Below are 21,041 nucleotides of genomic sequence, written 5' to 3' on the forward strand. Positions count from 1 at the left end.
GATGCAGGAGACGGAGAGGATGCAGAAGCAGGAACTGGGATTTTGCGGACCGGGATTGATGGGCGCGCCGATGATTCGCCACTTGTTGCGCGCGGGTAACACGGTGCACGTGTGGAACCGCTCGCCGGCGAAGGCCGAGGCGCTGGTCGCCGATGGCGCGCAGGTCGCGGCCACGCCGGCGGCGCTGGCGCAGCACGCGGACGTCGTGTTGCTGTGCGTTGCGGACGGCGCGGCAGTCGAGCAGGTGGTATTCGGCGAGCAAGGCTTGCTCGCCGCTGCGAAGGACGAGAGCGGGCAAGCCGTGCGCGTGCGCCGGATCGTCGACCATTCGAGCATCCCGCCCGAACTGACGCGCGAGCTTGCCGCGCGCGCGGCGGCGCTCGGCGTGGGCTGGGTGGACGCGCCCGTGTCGGGCGGCGTGGCGGGCGCGCAGGCGGGCGCGCTCGCGGTCATGGCGGGCGGGACGGCCGAAGACGTCGAGGCGGTGGCGCCGATACTTGCTGCCTATGCGGCGCGGGTCACGCATATGGGCGGCCCCGGCGCCGGCCAGACCACGAAGCTGTGCAACCAGGCCATCGTCACGGCAACGGTTGCGGCGATTGCAGAGGCGGTGGGGCTCGCACACCGCAGCGGCATCGACGCCGCCAAGCTGCCCGAGGCGCTCGCGGGCGGCTGGGCCGACTCCACGCTGCTGCGCACGTTCGTGCCGCGCATGACGCAGGACGGTCTCGTGCCGATCGGCGCACTGAGAACGTTCCAGAAAGATGTGGACACGGTCGCGGACGCCGCGCGCCAGACCGGTACGCCCATGCCGGTTGCGGGTGCCGTGCAGCAAATCTTGCGCCTTGGCGCCGCGATGGGTCTGGCTGAGGCGGACTTGTCGGGTTTCGTCGACGTCCTGCAGACGCCGCGCCGCGCCTGAGGGCGCGAGATGGGGAAGGGTATCAAGCGGCCGCCCCGTGCCTGACGGGTTTTCATCAGGCCCTATCGCAGGCGGCCCCCCTGTGCCGCCTGCACGAATCTGCCACGAATTTTCGGTAGTTTTCCCGAGCGCACCCGCAACACCGGAGCGCTGGCAGGCGCGCGCGAACTGGCATAACCTGCTAAAATTACAGGTTTTTCGTCGATCTACTTTCCGGGACGCGCTGTGCTCTCTACCGCCAACATCACCATGCAATTCGGGCCGAAGCCCTTGTTCGAGAATATCTCGGTCAAATTCGGCGAAGGCAACCGCTATGGCCTGATCGGCGCTAACGGTTGCGGCAAGTCCACGTTCATGAAGATCCTCGGCGGCGACCTCGAACAGAGCTCGGGCACCGTGATCCTCGAACCGAACGTGCGTCTGGGCAAGCTGCGCCAGGACCAGTTCGCCTACGAAGACGTGCGCGTGCTCGACGTCGTCATGATGGGCCACACGGAAATGTGGGCCGCGATGACCGAGCGCGACGCGATCTACGCGAACCCCGAAGCCACCGACGACGACTACATGCACGCCGCCGAGCTCGAGGCGAAGTTTGCTGAGTACGACGGCTACACGGCCGAGGCGCGCGCGGGCGAACTGCTGCTCGGCATCGGCATCGGCACGGAATTCCACAATGGCCCGATGAGCGGCGTGGCGCCGGGCTGGAAGCTGCGCGTGCTGCTCGCGCAGGCGCTGTTCTCGAAGCCGGACGTGCTGCTGCTCGACGAACCGACCAACAACCTCGACATCAACTCGATCCGATGGCTGGAAGATGTTCTGAACGAGTACAACTCGACGATGATCATCATCTCCCACGATCGACACTTCCTGAACCAGGTCTGCACGCACATGGCGGACATGGACTACGGCACGCTGAAGGTCTGGCCCGGCAACTACGACGACTACATGCTCGCTTCGGCGCAGGCGCGCGAGCGTCAGCAGGCCGCGAACCAGAAGGCGAAGGAGCGCGTGGCCGACCTGCAGGACTTCGTGCGCCGCTTCTCGGCGAACAAGTCGAAGGCGCGTCAGGCCACCAGCCGCCTGAAGATGATCGACAAGATCAAGATCGAGGAATTCAAGCCGTCTTCGCGCCAGAACCCGTTCATCCGCTTCGAGTTCGAGAAGAAGCTGCATAACATCGTGGTGGTCGCGGAAGAAATCACGAAGACCTATGAACGCAAGATCTTCAACAAATTCAGCATCAGCGTGCAGCCGGGCGAGCGCATCGCGATCATCGGCGAAAACGGCGCGGGCAAGACCACGCTGCTGCGCTCGCTGCTCGGCAATCTTGCTGTCGACAACGGCACGGTGAAGTGGGCCGAAAACGCGAACATCGGCTACATGCCGCAGGACACGTACGAAGAGTTTCCGGACGACGTCACGCTGATGGACTGGATCGACCAGTACCGCCAGGAAGGCGACGACGAGCAATCGGTGCGCGGCACGCTGGGCCGTCTGCTCTTCAACGCCGACGACATCCGCAAGTCGGTGAAGGTGTTGTCGGGCGGGGAGAAGGGCCGCATGATCTGGGGCAAGCTGATGCTCGGCCGCCACAACGTACTGCTCATGGACGAGCCCACCAACCACATGGACATGGAGTCGATCGAGTCGCTGCAGATCGCGCTCGAGAAGTTCGAAGGCACGCTCATTTTCGTGTCGCACGACCGTGAGTTCGTGAATGGTCTGGCCAACCGCATCATCGAGGTGAAGACCGATGGCAAGATCAACGACTACAGCGGCAACTACGAGGACTTCCTCGCAAGCCAGGGGCTGCACTAAGCGCTGGTCTAGCGGGCAGGGCAGGTAACAAAACAAATCGGGCGGCGCGAATGCGTCGCCCGATTTGTTTCTGGCGCGGCACAACTGCCCGAACGCATGAAGGCTCGACCTTACGTTTGCGTCAACCACGCTAGAATGCACTGTTCCTGCGGTGCAAGCCGCGACGAGATCGCAAACGAACACGGAGTCAGGAGAGACGCGCATGCACAACTACGACCAGCTCTACATCAACGGCCACTGGGTCGTGCCGCACGGCAAGGGCACGATCGACGTGTTCGACTCGGGTACCGAGGCCGTCATGGGCCGCATCCCCGAAGGCAACGAAGCCGATGCCGAAGCGGGCATTGCCGCCGCGCGCGCCGCGTTCGACAAATGGGCCGCAACGAGCCCGCAAGAACGTGGCGCTTACCTTCAGAAAATCGCCGAGAACCTCAAGGCCCGCACCGATGAGCTCGCGCGACTGATCGCGGGCGAAGTCGGCATGCCGCTGAAACTCGCGCGCGCGATTCAGGTGGGTGGCCCCGTCTACAACTGGGGCGCTTATGCGAAGCTCGCAAGCGAGTTCCAGTACGAGGAGCGCGTGGGCAATTCGCTCGTCGTGCGCGAGCCGGTGGGCGTGGTGGCGGCCATCACGCCGTGGAACTATCCGCTCAATCAGATCACGCTCAAGGTAGCCGCCGCGCTTGCCGCGGGCTGCACCGTCGTGCTCAAGCCGTCCGAGGTCGCGCCGCTTAACGCGTTCGTGCTCGCCGAAGCCATTCACGAGGCCGGCCTGCCCGCTGGCGTCTTCAATCTCGTGACCGGCTACGGGCCGGTGGTCGGCGAACTGCTCGCGCGCCATCCTCAGGTCGACATGGTCTCGTTCACGGGCTCTACGCGCGCGGGCAAGCGCGTCTCGGAAGTGGCCGCGGCCACCGTCAAACGCGTCGCGCTGGAGCTGGGCGGCAAGTCGGCCTCGGTCGTGCTGGACGACGCCGATTTCGCCGCGGCCGTGAAGGGCACCGTGGGCGCCTGCTTCCTGAACTCGGGTCAAACCTGTTCGGCGCACACCCGCATGATCGTGCCCGAGGCCCGATACGAAGAAGCGCGCGCGCTCGCGAAGGAGGCCGTCGAAGCCTATACGGTGGGCGATCCTCGCGACGAGAAAGCGAAGCTTGGACCGCTTGCCTCGAAGGTGCAGCAAGAGCGCGTGCAGCAGTACATCGAGCGCGGCATCGCAGACGGCGCCGAACTCGTGACGGGCGGCGCGGGCATGCCCGAGGGCGTGACGAAGGGCTTCTTCGTGAAGCCGACCGTGTTTGGCCGCGTGCCGCGCGATGCCGCGATTGCGCAGGAAGAAATCTTCGGCCCGGTGCTCACGATTCTCACGGCAAAAGACGAGGACGACGCTGTCGCCATCGCCAACGACTCGCTCTATGGCTTGGGCGGCGCAGTGTGGGCCGGCAGCGACGAGCGCGCGGCGCGCGTGGCGCGACGTATCCGCACGGGGCAGATTGACATTAATGGCGGCACGTGGAACATGGCCGCGCCGTTCGGCGGTTTCAAGCAGTCAGGCCATGGCCGCGAGAACGGCGTATATGGTCTCGAGGAGTACCTCGAGTACAAGTCGATGCAGTTCAAGGTGCCAAAACCTTGATCTAATGACGTTTTCGCGCCTTGCAAATGTTTTGGTGCGACGTTTTGATTTTTGTCAAAAACGCGGCGATCCTTGAGGCTCCCCGCGTTTTTTATTGATGTGCATCAATAACGCATGTGGGCAGCGCGCGACCATTGACGTTTTGCCACCGACAACGCAAAGCGGTCCACCATGTTTCCTAACTATTCTTTTGCGCCGCTCCATATTCGCGGCCGCCAACTGCTGCCCATCGTGCAAGGCGGCATGGGCGTCGGCGTCTCGGCGCACCGGCTCGCGGGCAGCGTCGCGCGCGAAGGCGCGCTCGGCACTATCGCGAGCATCGACCTGCGCCATCATCACCCCGACCTCGTCGAGTTGTGCCGCGCCGACCCTCGGCACGCGACGCTCGAGCGTGCCAATCTCGTCGCGCTCGGCCGTGAAATCGCGGCTGCGCACAAGCTGGCGCAAGGCAACGGCATGATCGCCGTGAACGTGATGAAAGCGGTCAGTGCGCATGCCGACTACGTGCGCGCGGCCTGCGAGCATGGCGCCGACGCCATCGTCATGGGCGCGGGCTTGCCGCTCGATCTGCCGGATCTCACGCAGGGCGTGGACATCGCGCTCATCCCGATTCTTTCCGATGCGCGCGGCGTCTCGCTCGTGCTCAAAAAGTGGATCAAGAAAGGGCGTCTGCCCGACGCCATCGTGCTCGAACACCCCGCACACGCGGGCGGCCACCTCGGCGTGACCGACATCGCCGACATGGACAACGAGCGCTTCGGGTTCGAGCGCATTTTCGAAGAGCTCGACGGTGTTTATGCGTCGCTTGGCATCACGCGCCGCGACGTGCCGCTCATCGTGGCGGGCGGCGTCAATAGCCACGACGCCGTGCGCAAGTGGCTGGAGGCGGGCGCCAACGGCGTGCAGGTGGGCACGCCGTTCGCCGTGACCGAGGAGGGCGACGCGCATCCGAATTTCAAGCGCGTGCTCGCCGACGCCAAGCCCGAGGACATCGTCGAGTTCGTGAGCGTGACCGGCCTGCCTGCGCGCGCGGTGAAAACGCCGTGGCTCGATCGTTACCTGCGCAACGAGTCGCGCATCCGCATCAAGATCGGCTCGAAGAAGAATCCCTGCCCGACCGGGCTCGAATGCCTGTCGATCTGCGGCCTGCGCGACGGCATCGAAAAATTCGGCCACTTCTGCATCGACACCCGCCTGGCGGCGGCGTTGCGCGGCGATGTGGCCAATGGCCTGTTCTTCCGTGGTCGCGAAGCGTTGCCGTTTGGCAACGCCATTCGCAGCGTCAGGGACCTGCTGGAGCTGCTTTTGACCGGAGTTGCGCGGCCTCCGGTCGCACAGCAGCCAGCATTGGCCATGAACTGACAGCTGTCAATTTCGTGATGGGATCCCCCGCAGAGAATCTCTGCGGACCTGCGAATCTACGCGGGCACAAAAGGGGTAATCATCATGAAGAGGCAATTGAAAACCATCGCGGCCGCTACGGCATTGGCACTGGGCGCCGCGTTCGCCGTATCGGCTGCTCACGCCGCCGATGCGCCCGCCACGGGCATCTACGCGGGTGACTGGCTCGTGCGGCTGCGCGCGATCGCCATCACGCCGCAGGTGAGTTCGAGCGGCGCGCTCAATACGCTCAAGGCCGGCGTCAACAACGCGATCGTTCCCGAGCTCGACTTCACCTACATGGTGACGAACAACATCGGCGCCGAACTCATTCTCGGCACGTCGCGCAACCAGGTCACGTCCAGCCTCGGCGCGCTGGGTGGCGTCGGTGTGCTGCCGCCCACGCTGCTGCTGCAGTATCACTTCAACAATGCAGGGGTATTCCGGCCATACGTGGGCGCCGGCATCAACTACACGCTGTTCTACAACAACGGGCTGCACGCGGGCGGCCAGCCCGTGTCGATCGACAACCATAGCTTCGGCCCGGCGCTGCAGTTCGGCGTCGACTACCAGGTCGCGAAAAACGTGTTCGTGAACGCGGACGTCAAGAAGATCTGGATGCGTACCGGTGCGTCGCTCAATGGCTCGTCGCTCGGCACGCTCTATATCGACCCGATCGTGGTGGGCGTGGGTGTCGGCATGAAGTTCTGATCGCCGTCGCTCGATATCGATACAAAAGCAACGCCGGTTCATCCGGCGTTTTTTTCGTGTTGTGGGCCGCTGGGCTTAGGCGCGGCTCTTCTGGAAGCGCATGGCGGTGCCTTCGCGCTCGATGCGCGTCCAGACGGCGCGCTTTTCCTCGTCGGTCAGAAACACCCAGTTCGAGACTTCCGACGCAGTGCGGCCGCAGCCTTTGCAGATTTCGTCGAACAGCGTCGAGCACACGCCGATACAGGGACTGTCGGGAAGGTCGTGGAGATTGGAGGCCATCGATATGTCTTGGGGCAGGATGACCGGCACGCGGACATGCGCACCGGCTTTGCGGAAAACCCCGCTATGTTAATCGATTCGCGGGCGCCGCCTGCTTAGCCCATTTGGCTGAGGGGGCGATGGCCTCGTGGCGAGAGGCGTCGCGCGAATGTTGCGCGGGCCGTTTTTTTGGTGGACAGGGGCCGATAAACGGCTAAAATTGCGCGCGATTTACTGTCAGTGGCGCCCATCCGGGGGCGTGCGCGGGTTGCGGCCGGCCTGGCTGCACGACAGGTCCTGTTCCGTTTGTGCGACAGGCCGGCGCGCTTTCTTTGTCCCCCGGCAGGTTTGATGGTAGGTTCGATGAATTATTCAGGCGGGCCGCCGCCGGGCTGAACACCGGCAGGGACAAGCAGCACGCAAGCTAACAGGCAGATTAACAACCAGGCTATCAATCGGGTTGTTGTTCGGCCATCAATCGGGCTATCAATCGGAGAACGGGATGAAGAAACGGGTTTTGGCGAAACTGGCTGTACTCGCGCTGTGTGCGGCGCCGTGGGTGACGTCGGTGGCGAAAGATACGCAACTGAACGTGTATAACTGGTCCGATTACATCGCTAAAGACACGATTCCGAACTTCACGAAGCAGACCGGCGTTCAGGTCAAGTACGACAACTACGATAGCGACGATACGCTCCAGGCCAAGCTGCTCGCAGGCAATTCGGGCTACGACATTGTGGTGCCGACCAGCAACTATGCGGGCAAGCAGATCGCCGCCGGCATCTTCTCGCCGCTCGACAAGTCGAAGATTCCCAACCTCAAGTATCTCGATCCGCAATTGATGGCGCTGGTAGCCGGCGCGGATCCGGGCAACAAGTATGCGGTGCCCTGGGCCTACGGCACCACGGGTCTGGCCTATAACGTCACGAAGGCGCAGCAGCTTCTCGGCAAGAACGTGCCGCTCGACAACTGGGACAACCTCTTCAAGCCCGAGAACATCTCGAAGCTGAAGGCTTGCGGCGTGTCCGTGCTCGATGCGCCGGACCAGATGTTCGCGGCCGCGCTGCACTACATCGGCAAGGACCCGCTCTCGACGAATCCGGACGACTATCGCGCCGCGCTGGCGATGATGAAGAAGATTCGCCCGTACATCACGCAATTCAGCTCGTCGGGCTACATCAATGACCTCGTGGGCGGTGACGTCTGCTTTGCTTACGGTTATTCGGGCGACGTCGTGATCGCCAAGCACCGCGCGCTCGACGCCAAGAAGCCGTACAAGGTCGAGTACTACATTCCGAAGGGCGGCGCGCCGATCTGGTTCGACGTGATGACCATCCCGAAGGACGCGCAGCACAAGGAAGCCGCTCACGAGTGGATCAACTACATCGAGACGCCGCAGGTTCACGCGGCCATCACGAATGCGGTCTACTACCCGAGCGCGAACGCCGAGGCACGCAAGTACGTGAACAAGGACATCGCCAGCGACCCGGCCGTGTATCCCCCGGCGGAAGTCCTGAAGACGCTGTTCCTGCTCAAGCCGCTGCCGCCGGAGATCCAGCGCCTGCAGACGCGACTGTGGACCGAGTTCAAGTCGGGACGCTGATGCACTGGCGCGCCGTTGACAGACCGCGTTGGCGGTGCGCGTAGCGTCTTCCGATCGTATTACCCGAGCCCTCGGCATGATGCCGGGGGCTTTGTTCGTCAACCCCGTCCAGCATCAAGGCAGAACCAGGCAGGGCAGAGAGAATCATGAGTGACCAGTCGAGCGTGCCGGCAGCCCCCGGCGTGCTGCCTTCGGGCATCGCCACGGCCGATAGCGCCGCGGATAACTTCGTGCAGGTCGTCGACGTCGTCAAGAAGTTCGGCGAAACGACGGCCGTCAAGGGTGTCAACCTGTCGGTGAAGAAGGGCGAACTGTTCGCGCTGCTCGGCAGCTCGGGCTGCGGCAAGTCCACCTTGCTGCGCATGCTTGCCGGTCTGGAAACAGTGACCTCGGGCAAGATCCTGATCGACGGCGAGGATCTCGCGATGCTGCCGCCGTACCGTCGTCCGGTCAACATGATGTTCCAGTCGTATGCGCTCTTTCCGCATATGACCGTGGAGTCGAATGTCGGCTTCGGGCTGCGCCAGGAAGGCGTGAAGAAGGCCGAACTCAAGGACCGCGTGGCCGCCGCGCTCGAACTCGTGCAGATGTCACGTTTTGCCAAGCGCAAGCCCCATCAGCTCTCTGGCGGCCAGCAGCAGCGCGTGGCGCTCGCGCGTTCCCTTGTCAAGCGCCCCAAGCTACTGCTGCTCGACGAGCCGATGTCGGCGCTCGACAAGCAGATTCGCCAGCGCACGCAGATCGAACTCGTCAACATTCTCGAGAACGTGGGCGTCACCTGCATCATGGTCACGCACGACCAGGAAGAGGCGATGACGATGGCCGACCGTCTCGCGGTCATGAGCGAAGGCCAGATCGTGCAGCTTGGCGCGCCCAATGAAGTCTACGAGTTTCCGAACAGCCGTTTCTCGGCGGAATTCATCGGCTCGACCAATCTGTTCGAGGGCAACGTCGTCGAGGACGAACCCGATCACGTATTCGTCGAGTCGCCGGACCTGCCGGTACGCCTCTACGTGAGCCACGGCATCACCGGCCCGCTCGGCATGCCCGTAACGATCTCGGTGCGGCCCGAGCGCATCGCGCTCACGCGCAAGCCGCCCGAGGGCGCGTTCAACTGGGGCAAGGGCGTCGTCAAGAACGTCGCGTACATGGGCGGCTACTCGCTTTATCACGTCCAGCTCGAATCGGGCAAGACGGTGATCGCGAACATGTCGAGCCTTGCGCTCTCCGAGATCGACTCGCCCACCTGGGAAGACGAGGTCTATGTGCGCTGGGGCGCATCGGCCGGGGTGGTGCTGACGTCATGAGCGCGCTGAGCTTCAAGAATCTGCTGCACTGGCCGGCGAAGCGTTTCAACCTGACCGGCCGCACCGCCGTCGTGGCGGGCCCGTTCTTCTGGCTGCTGCTGTTCTTCCTCGTGCCGTTCGTGCTGGTGGTGAAGATCAGCTTCGCCGACCAGCAACTCGGCATCCCGCCATACACGGAGCTCACGTCGTACGCGGATGGCGTCTGGCACATCGCGCTCGATCTCTCGCACTACGCATTCCTGCTTCAGGACAGCCTGTATTTCGCGACCTACGTGAATTCGGTTGTGGTGGCGGCCATCTCGACGCTGCTGTGTCTGTTGATCGGCTATCCGATGGCGTACTACATCGCGCGCTCGAATCCGGCCACGCGCAACGTTCTCATGATGGCGGTGATGCTGCCGTTCTGGACGTCGTTTCTGATTCGCGTGTACGCGTGGATCGGCATCCTGAAGAATAATGGACTGCTGAACAATTTTTTGATGTCGCTCGGCATCATCCATTCGCCCATCGAGCTCTATCACACGAACACGGCGGTCTATATCGGCATGGTGTATTCGTATCTGCCGTTTCTCGTGATGCCGCTTTATGCGCACCTCGTGAAGATGGATCTCACGCTGCTGGAGGCCGCCTATGACCTTGGCGCGAAACCGTGGCGCGCGTTCGTGGAGATCACGCTGCCGCTCTCGAAGAACGGCATTATTGCGGGGTGCCTGCTGGTGTTTATTCCGGCGGTGGGCGAGTACGTGATTCCCGAACTGCTCGGCGGCGCGAACACGCTGATGATTGGCCGCGTCATGTGGAACGAGTTCTTCGACAATGCAGACTGGCCGATGGCCTCCGCCGTGACCTGCGCAATGGTCCTGCTGCTGCTCGTGCCGATGGCGCTGTTCCAGCACTTCCAGGCGAAGGAACTGGAGGGCCGCGGCAAATGAAACCAAATCGCGTTCTGCAATTCATCGCGCTCGGCATCGGCTTTGCGTTCCTCTATATTCCGATCCTGAGCCTGATCGTCTACTCGTTCAACGATTCGCAGCTCGTGACGGTGTGGACGCATTTCTCGACGCGCTGGTATCAGGCGCTCGTGACCGACGACGAACTCATCACCGCAGCGTGGCTGTCGCTGCGCGTCGCGCTGATGACAGCGTTTGCCTCGGTGATCATCGGCACATGGGCGGGCTTCGTGCTCGCGCGCATGGGGCGTTTTCGCGGCTTCACGCTCTATACTGGCATGATCAACGCGCCGCTCGTGATTCCCGAAGTGATCCAGGGCATTTCGCTGCTGCTGCTGTTCGTGGAAATGGGCAAGCTGTTCGGCTGGCCGGCGGGGCGCGGCGTGTTCACGATCTGGATCGGCCACGTGATGCTGTGCATCTCCTATGTGGCCATCATCGTGCAGTCGCGCGTGCGCGAGCTCAATCCGTCGCTGGAAGAAGCCGCTCTCGATCTCGGCGCCACGCCGTTCAAGGTGTTCTTCCAGATCACGCTGCCGCTGATCTCGCAGGCGCTTGCGGCAGGCTGGCTCCTGTCGTTCACGCTGTCGATCGATGACCTCGTGCTCTCGGCCTTCCTCTCGGGCCCCGGTTCGACAACACTGCCGCTCGTGGTGTTCTCGCGCGTGCGCCTTGGCTTGAACCCGGAGATGAACGCGCTCGCGACGCTCTTCATTCTCGTGGTGACGGCGGGCGTGATCGTCGGCAATTACTTCATGCAGCGCGCCGAGCGCAAACGCATGGCGATGGCGGTCTGACGCGCTCCCAAGCGAGCGGGTGCTTCCGTGCAAAGGCGGCGCGTGGGCTTCGGCTCACGCGCCGTTTTTCGTTTTTTCGGCGCGTTTGTGCGTCGGCCGCGTGGGGGGCTTTAGCGTGCCAGGCGGCTAAGGGGCTATGATCGCAAAATACGGGCGGGCAGCTATCGTCATGCAGCACGGCGACCAGCACGGCCCGCAGCGGGAACACGATGATCGAAGCAATATTGAAGGAGGGCGCGATCGTAGCGCTCTGGCAACAATTGATTCAGCTCTGGGAGCTGATCGTCTTGGTCTGCCGTTTCCTTTGGGGGTTGCTCAAGCTCCTGAGCGGCGCCTGAGTGCGAGGCGGCCATTACGCGACGGACACGATACGAGGGCATACGATGATCGACGATTCCACCCGGCGTTTCACCGATCGGGTCGCGGACTACGTGAAGTACCGGCCGGCTTATCCACGCGAAGTGGCGACTTTCGCTCACGTCGAATGCGGCATTGCGCCAGGCGCCACGGTAGCAGACATTGGCGCGGGCACTGGCATTTCGGCGAAACTCTTTCTCGATGCGGGCCATCCGGTCGTGGCCGTCGAGCCGAACGCAGCGATGCGCGAAGCCGCGGACCGCTATCTCGCGAACTATGCCGACAACCCCGGCTATCGCGGTGTGGCCGGCACCGCGGAGAACACGACGCTCGACACTGCGAGCGTCGACCTCGTGACGGCGGCTCAGGCGTTCCACTGGTTCGAGAGGGCGGACGCACGGCGCGAGTTCGCGCGCATCCTCAAGCCGCGCGGCAAGATCGTGCTGTTCTGGAATAGTCGGCTCGTGAAGGGCTCGGCGTTTCTCGAGGGCTACGAAGCGCTGTTGCGCGAATTCAGCGCCGACTATGCGAGCGTGGCTGAGACGTACCCCGACGACGACGCCATTGCCGACTGGTTCGGCGACGGCTTCGAGCAGAAAACCGTGTTTCCGAATGCGCAACTGCTCGACTACGACGGGCTGCGCGGGCGTCTCGCGTCCTCGTCGTATGCGCCGAAGCCCGGCGATGCGCGCCATGAACCGATGCTCGCCGCGCTGCGCCAATTGTTCGACGCGACGCAGCGCGACGGGCGCGTGAACTTCGCGTACGAAACGCGCGTGTATGCGGGCAGGCCGCTGGCCGCTCAGCGCCCGAACTCGTAGTCGCGCTCGCGCACGCGGCGCGTGCGGCGCCGAAACGTGAACGTGAAGCCCGGCCATAGCGACGTGACTTTGCCGCTCATGGTCTGGTAATAGCTGTGGCAGCCCGAAGTCCACACCGTGTGCGCGAGTTGTGCCTGCAACTGTACGTTGAAGGCGCGCTGCACCTCGGGCCGCACGGTCATCGTGCGCGCGCGCCGGCGCCGCAGCGCCTCGATGCAATCGGCGATATAACGGACTTGCGACTCGATCATGTAGATCATCGAGTTGTGCCCGAGGCCCGTGTTGGGCCCGACGATGATGAAGAAGTTCGGAAAGCCCGCAACGGTGGTGCCCAGATACGCCTCGGGCCCGTCGCGCCGCCATGCTGTACCCAGATCCGCGCCGTCCATGCCGGTCACGCGAAACGGCGCATCCACATCGTTCACCTGAAAGCCGGTGCCGCAGACGATCGCATCGAATGCCCGATGCACGCCATCCGCGGTGATGATTCCGTCGGCGACCACTTCGCGAATCGGCTCGGTTACCAGATCCACGTTCGGCTGCGATATCGCCGGGAAATAGTGGCTCGACAGCAGCACGCGCTTGCAGCCCAGTACATGGTCGGGCGTGAGCTTTGCGCGTAGCACCGGGTCCTTGACCTTGTGCGCGAGATAGTTGCGCGCGAACTTCATCGGCGCATTGAGCAGGCGTCGATCGACTACAAAGCCCAGTGCGCGCGATTCGAGCTGCAAGTAGATCGCCGCGCGCGCGAAGCGCCGTGCGAGCGGCACATGGCGATACACCCAGCGCGCGCACGCGCCGATGGCGCGATCGCGGCGCGGCATGATCCACGGGGCCGTGCGCTGGAACACCGTGAGTTGTGCGACGCGCGGCTGAATCATCGGCACGAACTGGATGGCGCTTGCGCCGGTGCCGATCACGGCGACGCGCTTGCCGTCGAGCGCGTAATCGTGGTCCCAGCGCGCCGAATGAAAGCGCGCGCCTTCGAAGCGATCGAGCCCCTCGATGGCCGGCAGGGCGGGGCGCGAAAGCGGGCCGTTCGCGGCGATCAGCAAATCGGCCTCGACGGTGTACAAGACCCCGTCGCGCTCGATCTCGATCAGCCATACACCGCGCCCGCTGTCGAAGCGCGCGGCGCTCACGTGCGAGCGATACTCGATGTAGCGCTCGACGCCGTATTTGTGCGCGCAGTGGCGCAGGTAATCGAGAATCTCGCGCTGCGGCGCATAGGTGCGCGTCCAGTTCGGATTCGGCTCGAACGAAAATGAATAGAGGTGCGAAGGAACATCGCAGGCCGCGCCGGGATAGGCGTTGTCGCGCCACGTGCCGCCGAGACTCGCGGCCGCCTCGTAAAGCGTAAACGTCTCGATGCCCATGCGCCGCAGACGAATGGCCATGCCGATGCCGGCAAAGCCGCTGCCGACGATCGCGATGCGCGGTGTGGTTCGCGTGTCTTGCCGCGACGAGGACGCGTGAGTGGTCATGTCTGAACGTAGAAAATTGCTGCGCTGGGGAACAGGCGCAAGCACAGCACAAGCGGCGAATGATGCAAAACGGGCTCCGTGAGGGAGCCCGTTATTGTGCGACATTAACCGGGAACGGTGGTGCGATCAGGTATTCCAGTCGTCCGAGCTGTCGTTGCTGCCCAGATCTACGCCGCCGCCCGAGCCGTCGTCCCAGTCGTTCGAGCCCTGGCCAAAGTCGACGCCGCCGCCATTGCCGCCGTCGCGCGAAATGCGTCGGCCTTCGTCGTCGACGAGCACGTCGCGCTCGATCACCCGGTCGCGGCCCTGATTGAGCACCTGGCCCAGCAACACGCCGGTCATCAGGCCTCCCATGCCGCCCATGCCACCGCCGCCTTGTTGGACGATGACCGGCGGTTGCTGCTGCTGAGGCGGGTACTGCGGGGGATATTGCGGGTTGTGTCCGAACGCGGCATCCGCCTCGCGCGCATAGGCCGAGCCTTCGCCATAGGGCTGCGCGGGCGCGGCGGCGGCCTGGGCGTTCGGATCGGGCCGGCCTTCGGCGCGCGCCTTGAGGCTTGCGAACTGGCGCTCGAGATCCTCGATCTGATACGGCGCCACCGGGTTCGTGCTGCCCGAGAGCGTTTCGACCACGCTGCGCAATTGCGCCTCGAAGCCTTCGACTTCCTTTTCGAGCGCTTCATGGCCGGGCGCCGTCGACAGCTTCAGGTCGAGCTTGAGCGAACGCACGGCGTTGAGCAGGTCGGTAGCACGCTTGAGCTGGTCGCGGCGGTCGTCGCCGGCCTTCGCGTCCTCCGTGGATTTCGCGCGGCGCAGCGTCCAGCGCAGCACGAGCGCCACGCCCACCAGCACGACGGCAATGCCGATCCACATGCCCATGCCAGGACCGTGCTTTTGCGGCGCTGGCGCTGCTAGAGCCGCCGGCGCTGCCGCTTGTGTCTGCTGGGCGAACGGGTTATTCGCGCGGTTCGTCGTGACAGCGCCTGTGCGCGTCGCGTCCGAGCGGATCTTCGCTTCGACCTGCGCGAAACGCTGCGGCTGTGTGAAGCGGATCTGCGGATCGAGCGACTTCGCCTGCTGGATTTGCGTGAGCGCGTCGGCGAAGCGGCCTTCGCGATTGAGCACCTGCGCGTACAGGTAATGCGCGCGGGCATTGTCGGGGTGCGCCTGCAGGACTTCGGTGAGCCCCGCGTCCGCACGTTGCCAGTCGCCTCGCGACATCGCGGATTCGATCTGCTGCGCGCTCGGCACGGCGAACGCCAGGCCGCTCACGAGCGCGAGCGATGCGAGAAGGGCGGCGAGATACTTTTTCATGTTGCAGGCCGGGCGGTTTGCCGCCCGTCTCCATGACATACGAAACGTGGATGCGGCACGTGCTGGAGCTGGCCAGCCGCGCCGCATCCGTTACGTCCGGCGCATTTACTGTGCCGGCGTATTGAGCTGCTTCTTGAGGGCTTCGAGGCGGTCGTCCACCGACGGGCCCTTGTTCAGCGCGGCGAGCTTGTCGTCGAGCGCCTTGCCGCTCGACGTATCCGCCGAGTTCAAGCGGGCGTCGGAGCGCGCGTTCGAGAGGTTCACCTTGTCTTCGAGCTTCTGAAAGTCCTCGGACAGATTCTTGCCGCCAATGCCGCCGAGCGCCGTGGCTGCGACATCCTTCGCCTGGGCGATCTGCTGCTTCGCCTGCAGGATGTTCGAGCGCGCGTTGAGGTCGTTGCGGCGCGAGCGCATGTCGTCGATCTGCTGCTTCAGTTGATCGACCGACGGTTCGAGCTTCGCGAGTTCGGCCGCGAGCGCATCGCGTTCGGCTTCGGCCGTGCTCTGGGCGCCCAGCGCTTCGCGCGCGAGGGCTTCATCGCCCGATTGCAGCGCGCGTCTGGCGCCGTCCTCGTACTTCTTTGCCTTGTCGGCGGCCACGTCGCGCTTGCTTTGCTGCATCGCGACCTGCGCCTGGATCTCGACGAGCGAGTTCTCGGCCTTTGCGATGCTGTCGTCGAGTTCGCGCACGATCTGGCGCGCGTCGCGCGACGAGTCTTGCACGGAGTCGGCGGCGTCGTTCAGGAGACCCTTGACCGTGCGAGAGATGGAGTCGAAAAGCGACATGTATTCCTCCGGTGAAATGAGATTGGCCCCACCATGCTCCAGCGGGCCGCGATGCACGCATGCGGCGTTCGCGTTGCGCTGCGAGGTATTGCGGCGGACCCGATCGGCTCGCCCGGCAATTTCGCATTTAGCTTACGCCGCTTTGTGCGAGCCGCGCATGCAGCGCGCAATTCGGGGCGCTTTAGCCAATTGCAACAGGCCACCGCAACTAAATTAACCGTTGCGCCACCGATCCGGCCCTGGCGCATTGCTCGCGGATATTACACCACGGGGTCTCTTAAAAGGGACTTAAAGAGCCGCCGAGGGCAGGCGGCCATGGCGCGATTCGCGCGCGTTCAAAACGCGTGTTCCAACCGCCTGTTCCAATGTTAAAGCGGTCGGTCGCTCAAGCGAATTTGCTCGCGTTGGGAGCGGCGTCGTTGCTGTGCGTGGCATCGTCATCATCTTCGCGTGCCGCGCGCGCGAGTGGGGCGCCGCTCAGCGGCTGCAGCGGTGCGGCGTCTGCTTCGCCTGCTACATCGGCTTGCGCATCGGTAACCTGAACCGCCTCGGCGGCTTCGCTGGACAGGCGTACAACGGCTTGGGCCAAGGCGCGCTCGGCGCGTGCGGAGTCCGGTTCGAGTCCGGCCTCAGGCGCCGGGTCTGCGCTTTCGGTGGTCCCCGCCGCAAGCGGAACGGCGTCATCGGCGTTCGCTTGCGCCTCGGCTGGAGGTTCCACGGCAGCGGGCCGCAGCCCCGCCGAGCGTCCCGTTCGCAGCGGCTTTGCCGCCTTGCGCAGCACTTGCGCGAGCGCGTCGGGCTCGCGCGTCGCGCTCAGCCGGTCGACGATGTTCGCTGCCTTCACCTGGTCGCTCGTCGCGCTAAAAGCGAGCACGGCACGGCGCATCAGTTCGCTGATGCTGATGCCAAGTTCATCGGCTGTTGCGGAGATCGCGCGCTTTTGCGCGGGCGTCACGAAGACAACGATGCGTTCGCTGGGTTTGTTCATAGTCGGCTGGCCGTTGGATCGGCTTCGAGTGAACCGGGGTCCCGTATGCAAACGACGGCTGGTGAAGCAGGGTGTATTGGCCGGCAAGCAAAGCGGGCAGAGCGTGCGGTAACCTTTCCATCATATGACGAGACAGGCGATGCGCAACGCAAAGATGCGCTCGCAAAATGAGGGTCGCAGGGCGGTTCCCAAAAAACTCTTACAAAAAAAGCCCGACCGGCGATGCACGAATTATTTAGAATGCGCTGTTACATTTCGCACGGGCGCTTCCCGCGAGGCGTCCCTGCGAAAGGGTATTGAAAGAGTAATTTGCGACAGTGCGCCAGCCAGGCGCGCCGCGTGACCGAACGGGGGCGTTGCCGGTCACGCCAGAGCGCCGCGCTCATGCAGGCGGCGCTGTCTGTCACATGCTGTCACACGCCGCATTGGCGCCATGACGCCAGGATCGAGATCTATGCGCGCAAGCCGCGCGCAGCCGGGGGCGCGAAACCCACGCGCCAATCATTCCAGTCATGCCTATCATCAAACGACCGCCTTCCGCGCAGTACCCGAACGATCGGGAACCCTCCTTCAACCATGAACGTCAGCCGCAGCGCCGCGAGGACCCGCGCAACGAGCGCGTGCGCCGCCGCTCGTTCGGCGCGACGATCGCGCTCTGGTTCGCCGGCCTGATCGCCACGCTGTGCGTGATCGGCGCGCTGATCCTCGGCTACGCGCTCGTCGTGATGGGGCCGCAACTGCCTTCGCTCGATGCGCTCACCAACTATCAGCCCAAGGTGCCGCTGCGCATCTATACCGCCGATCACGTGCTGATCGGCGAGTTCGGCGAGGAGCGGCGCCAGCTCGTGCGCTTCCAGGACATCCCCGACGTGCAGAAGAAAGCGGTGCTCGCGATCGAGGACTACCGCTTCTACGAGCACGGCGGCGTGGATTTCGTCGGCATCCTGCGCGCGGGCATCGCCGACCTGATGCACGGCGGCGCGTCGCAGGGCGCGAGCACGATCACGATGCAGGTCGCGCGCAACTTCTTCCTGTCGAGCGAGAAGACCTATACGCGCAAGATCTACGAGATGCTGCTCGCCTACAAGATCGAGCGCGCGCTCACGAAGGACCAGATCCTCGAGCTGTACATGAACCAGATCTATCTGGGGCAGCGCGCCTATGGCTTCTCGGCAGCGGCGCGCGTGTACTTCGGCAAGGACCTCAAGGACATCACGCTCGCCGAGGCAGCGATGCTTGCGGGCCTGCCGAAGGCACCGTCCGCGTATAACCCGATCGTCAATCCGAAGCGCGCGAAGATTCGTCAGGAGTACATCCTCAAGCGCATGCTCGACCTGAATTACATTACCCAGGCGCAGTACGACGAAGCGATCAAGGAGCCGCTGCATACGCGCACCGCGGGCACCGAGTACAGCGTGCATGCGGAGTACATTGCGGAAATGGTTCGCCAGATGATGTATGCGCAGTACAAGGACGAAACGTACACGCGCGGCCTCACGGTCACCACGACGATCGATTCCGCCGATCAGAACGCGGCCTACGCGGCCGTGCGCAAGGGCGTGATGGATTACGAGCGCCGCCACGGCTATCGCGGTCCCGAAGGCTTCGTGCAACTGCCCGCGGCGGGCGACGACCGCGATCAGGCCATCGACGACGCGCTCACCGATCACCCCGATAACGGCGACATCGTCTCGGCGGTGGTCATCGATGCGAGCCCGAAGTCGGTCACCGCGCAGCTGCTCGACGGCACTCAGATCACCGTCACCGGCGACGGGCTGCGGTTCGTCGCGAGCGGGCTTTCGGCGCGCGCGTCCGCGGCCCTGAAGATTCGGCCCGGCTCGATCGTGCGCATGATGACGGACAGCAAGAACAACTGGCAAATCACGCAGCTGCCGCAGGTGGAAGGCGCGCTGGTTTCGCTCAGGCCGCAGGACGGTGCGATTCGCGCGCTGATTGGCGGCTTCGACTTCAACAAGAACAAGTTCAACCACGTCACGCAGGCGTGGCGCCAGCCGGGTTCGAGCTTCAAGCCGTTCATCTATTCGGCTTCGCTCGAGAAGGGCCTGGGGCCCGCCACCATGATCAACGATGCGCCGCTGTACTTCCCGCCCAGCACGCCGGGCGGCGACGCGTGGGAGCCGAAGGACGACGACTATCCCGAAGGCCCGATGTCGATGCGCCTCGCGCTGCAGAAGTCGAAGAACCTCGTGTCGATCCGCATCCTCTCGTACATCGGCACGAAGTACGCGCAGGACTACGTCACGCAGCGCTTCGGCTTCGACGCGGACAAGACGCCGCCGTATCTGCCGATGGCGCTGGGCGCGGGTCTCGTCACGCCGCTGCAGTCGGCGGGCGCGTACTCGGTGTTCGCGAACGGCGGCTATCGCATCAACCCGTACCTGATCGCCGAGGTCGACGATGCGCACGGTCAGCCGATCCTGCGGGCCCAGCCGCTCGTGGCGGGCCAGAACGCACCGCAAACGCTCTCGCCGCGCAACGCGTTCGTGATGAACAGCCTGTTGCATTCGGTGGCGACGGCGGGCACGGGCGCGGGCACCAACGTTCTCCACCGCGACGACCTGCAGGGCAAGACCGGTACGACCAATGACGCGCACGACGGCTGGTTCGCCGGCTATCAGCGCAACCTCGTGGCCGTGGCGTGGATGGGCTACGACCAGCCGAAGAGCCTCGGCAGCCGCGAGTTCGGCGCGCAACTCGCGCTGCCGATCTGGGTGGAGTACATGAGCAAAGCATTGCGCAGCGTGCCGCAGGAAGAGCCGCCGATGCCGTCGGGTCTCACGACGATCGGCGGCGAGCTGTACTACTCCGATGCGACGCCGGGCGCGGGCTTTGTCTCGGCGGTCGGCATGGAGTCGGGCAACGCGGCGGGCGGGGCCAGCGATGCGAGCGGGGCGACCGGCAGCATGGGACCGGGCGGACTGCCGACGCCGAGCGTCACACAGAGCGAGCGCAAGCAGATCATGGATCTGTTCGAAACGAACAAGCCCTGATGGGCGCTCATTGATGGGCGAGTTGTCCTGAACGCGGCACACCGGCAACGGTGTGCCGCGTTTTATTTTGGCTCGCTGTTTTGCTTTTGCATCAGGGACTTGGCTGGGTTGCCCAGGGCTTTTCCACAGGGCCTTCAACAAAAACTGTGGATAAGCCCGGCGTCGGCCGGATGCTCCGTTGTCCACAGTTTTTGTTGAAGGCCCTGTTGATAACATTGGGAGAGCGAAGCTAACTCACTGATCCACAAGGCCGTCCGCACGCCGGAGCACATTGGAGCACCGCGTGGCGCATCAGAAGGTATTGCCGTACTGCAAACCGATGGTGTGGCTGTGCGGCTCGCGCGACCAGGTGATCGCCCAGTGCGCGAGCCACGCGCCGGTGAACGCGCCCAGCGCATCGGCGAATAGATCTTTGTACGAGAAGCCGCCGCTGGGGCAGGTGCCGTTCAGGACTTCCAGCGCGAGCCCGGGTACCGTGCCGATCAGCGTACCGTATACCACGGGATGATCGGTGTCGCGCGTGAGCCAACCCCCAAGCGCGCCGAACGGCGCGGAAACCGCGAAGTGCTCGAGTTTGTCGGTGCCGCCCCAGCTATCCGATTCCACGCGGAAGCCGCTGCGCTCCGTGGCGCAATGGAGGTCGGCGTGCGCAGCGACGCTGGCCGTGAGAAGCGCTGCGGCGCAGAGGCCGCGATTCGATACGAGTGTCATGATCGATGTCGTCGAGGTTGTAATGCGCCGACGCGCACAGGCTGCATCGGCAGCATATGTGGCGATGGCAGGTCGCTGGATGAAACGCTCGCGATTTATGTGGCAATACGAAGTAATTTATTGTCTGCTATCTCGATTTGCGACGCAGTTTAGCAGTTGTATCTTGAAATTAGTGCTCAGATCTTTC

At 64.0% G+C, this 21,041-nt stretch carries 18 protein-coding genes; 12 read left to right on the forward strand and 6 right to left on the reverse strand.

Translation table 11 applies throughout. From position 1 onward, the window contains the following. Nucleotides 1-19: 19 nt before the first annotated feature. The 5 genes from NH14_RS31675 (at nt 20) to NH14_RS31695 (ending at nt 6,467) form a co-directional block, all read left to right on the forward strand. Complete coding sequence (locus NH14_RS31675) at nt 20-922, forward strand: NAD(P)-dependent oxidoreductase (protein ID WP_084225873.1); 903 nt, start codon at nt 20-22, stop codon at nt 920-922. A 225-nt stretch (nt 923-1,147) separates the two neighbouring features. Continuing rightward, entirely contained in the window at nt 1,148-2,740 is a 1,593-nt protein-coding gene (locus tag NH14_RS31680; protein WP_035532567.1) for an ABC-F family ATPase, read from the forward strand. A 202-nt stretch (nt 2,741-2,942) separates the two neighbouring features. Beyond that, nucleotides 2,943-4,376: an aldehyde dehydrogenase family protein gene (locus tag NH14_RS31685; RefSeq protein WP_035532570.1), complete on the forward strand. Its 1,434-nt coding sequence runs from the start codon at nt 2,943-2,945 to the stop codon at nt 4,374-4,376. A gap of 171 nt (nt 4,377-4,547) precedes the next feature. Beyond that, entirely contained in the window at nt 4,548-5,738 is a 1,191-nt protein-coding gene (locus NH14_RS31690; RefSeq protein ID WP_035532573.1) for an NAD(P)H-dependent flavin oxidoreductase, read from the forward strand. Between the two features lie 84 nt (nt 5,739-5,822). Then, the gene (locus NH14_RS31695; RefSeq protein ID WP_035532576.1) at nt 5,823-6,467 is read left to right on the forward strand and encodes an OmpW/AlkL family protein; all 645 of its coding nucleotides are present in this window, start codon (nt 5,823-5,825) and stop codon (nt 6,465-6,467) included. 75 nt (nt 6,468-6,542) lie between these two features. Here NH14_RS31695 and NH14_RS31700 read toward each other — a convergent pair whose 3' ends face one another. Beyond that, nucleotides 6,543-6,746: a DUF1289 domain-containing protein gene (locus NH14_RS31700; protein ID WP_035532577.1), complete on the reverse strand. Its 204-nt coding sequence runs from the start codon at nt 6,744-6,746 to the stop codon at nt 6,543-6,545. Nucleotides 6,747-7,227: 481 nt separating this feature from the next. Between NH14_RS31700 and NH14_RS31705 the strand changes: the two genes are divergently transcribed. From NH14_RS31705 to NH14_RS31725, 6 genes are all read left to right on the forward strand, one after another. Continuing rightward, the gene (locus NH14_RS31705; protein WP_035532682.1) at nt 7,228-8,328 is read left to right on the forward strand and encodes a polyamine ABC transporter substrate-binding protein; all 1,101 of its coding nucleotides are present in this window, start codon (nt 7,228-7,230) and stop codon (nt 8,326-8,328) included. A gap of 146 nt (nt 8,329-8,474) precedes the next feature. Then, nucleotides 8,475-9,635: an ABC transporter ATP-binding protein gene (locus NH14_RS31710; RefSeq protein WP_035532581.1), complete on the forward strand. Its 1,161-nt coding sequence runs from the start codon at nt 8,475-8,477 to the stop codon at nt 9,633-9,635. Next, a complete protein-coding gene (locus tag NH14_RS31715) occupies nt 9,632-10,567 on the forward strand; it encodes an ABC transporter permease subunit (protein WP_035532584.1) in 936 nt (311 codons plus the stop codon). Before NH14_RS31710 ends, NH14_RS31715 begins: the two co-directional genes overlap by 4 nt. Next, nucleotides 10,564-11,382: an ABC transporter permease subunit gene (locus NH14_RS31720; protein WP_035532587.1), complete on the forward strand. Its 819-nt coding sequence runs from the start codon at nt 10,564-10,566 to the stop codon at nt 11,380-11,382. Before NH14_RS31715 ends, NH14_RS31720 begins: the two co-directional genes overlap by 4 nt. A gap of 209 nt (nt 11,383-11,591) precedes the next feature. After that, on the forward strand, nt 11,592-11,720 hold the full coding sequence (locus NH14_RS33960) for a hypothetical protein (RefSeq protein WP_269151899.1): 129 nt from the start codon (nt 11,592-11,594) through the stop codon (nt 11,718-11,720). Between the two features lie 45 nt (nt 11,721-11,765). Further along, nucleotides 11,766-12,560, forward strand: coding sequence for a class I SAM-dependent methyltransferase (locus NH14_RS31725; RefSeq protein ID WP_035532590.1), 795 nt, complete (start codon nt 11,766-11,768; stop codon nt 12,558-12,560). Here NH14_RS31725 and NH14_RS31730 read toward each other — a convergent pair. The 4 genes from NH14_RS31730 to NH14_RS31745 all read right to left on the reverse strand — a co-directional run bounded on the left by NH14_RS31730 (nt 12,542) and on the right by NH14_RS31745 (nt 17,132). Next, nucleotides 12,542-14,044, reverse strand: coding sequence for a flavin-containing monooxygenase (locus NH14_RS31730; RefSeq protein ID WP_035532592.1), 1,503 nt, complete (start codon nt 14,042-14,044; stop codon nt 12,542-12,544). The two genes, NH14_RS31725 and NH14_RS31730, sit on opposite strands and share 19 nt — an antisense overlap. 126 nt (nt 14,045-14,170) lie before the next feature. Further along, on the reverse strand, nt 14,171-15,358 hold the full coding sequence (locus tag NH14_RS31735; protein ID WP_035532593.1) for a tetratricopeptide repeat protein: 1,188 nt from the start codon (nt 15,356-15,358) through the stop codon (nt 14,171-14,173). A 105-nt stretch (nt 15,359-15,463) separates the two neighbouring features. Then, complete coding sequence (locus NH14_RS31740) at nt 15,464-16,144, reverse strand: PspA/IM30 family protein (protein WP_035532594.1); 681 nt, start codon at nt 16,142-16,144, stop codon at nt 15,464-15,466. A gap of 385 nt (nt 16,145-16,529) precedes the next feature. Then, a complete protein-coding gene (locus NH14_RS31745) occupies nt 16,530-17,132 on the reverse strand; it encodes a plasmid mobilization protein (RefSeq protein WP_052148436.1) in 603 nt (200 codons plus the stop codon). A 512-nt stretch (nt 17,133-17,644) separates the two neighbouring features. Between NH14_RS31745 and NH14_RS31750 the strand changes: the two genes are divergently transcribed. Next, the gene (locus tag NH14_RS31750; RefSeq protein WP_035532595.1) at nt 17,645-20,143 is read left to right on the forward strand and encodes a penicillin-binding protein 1A; all 2,499 of its coding nucleotides are present in this window, start codon (nt 17,645-17,647) and stop codon (nt 20,141-20,143) included. A gap of 291 nt (nt 20,144-20,434) precedes the next feature. On the opposite strand, the gene NH14_RS31755 is transcribed toward NH14_RS31750, so the two are convergent. Then, nucleotides 20,435-20,854, reverse strand: a complete 420-nt coding sequence (locus tag NH14_RS31755; protein ID WP_035532596.1) for a YfiM family lipoprotein — start codon at nt 20,852-20,854, stop codon at nt 20,435-20,437. Between the last annotated feature and the right edge of the window lie 187 nt (nt 20,855-21,041).

Source organism: Paraburkholderia sacchari, from assembly GCF_000785435.2.
GTDB classification, from domain to species: Bacteria; Pseudomonadota; Gammaproteobacteria; order Burkholderiales; family Burkholderiaceae; genus Paraburkholderia; species Paraburkholderia sacchari.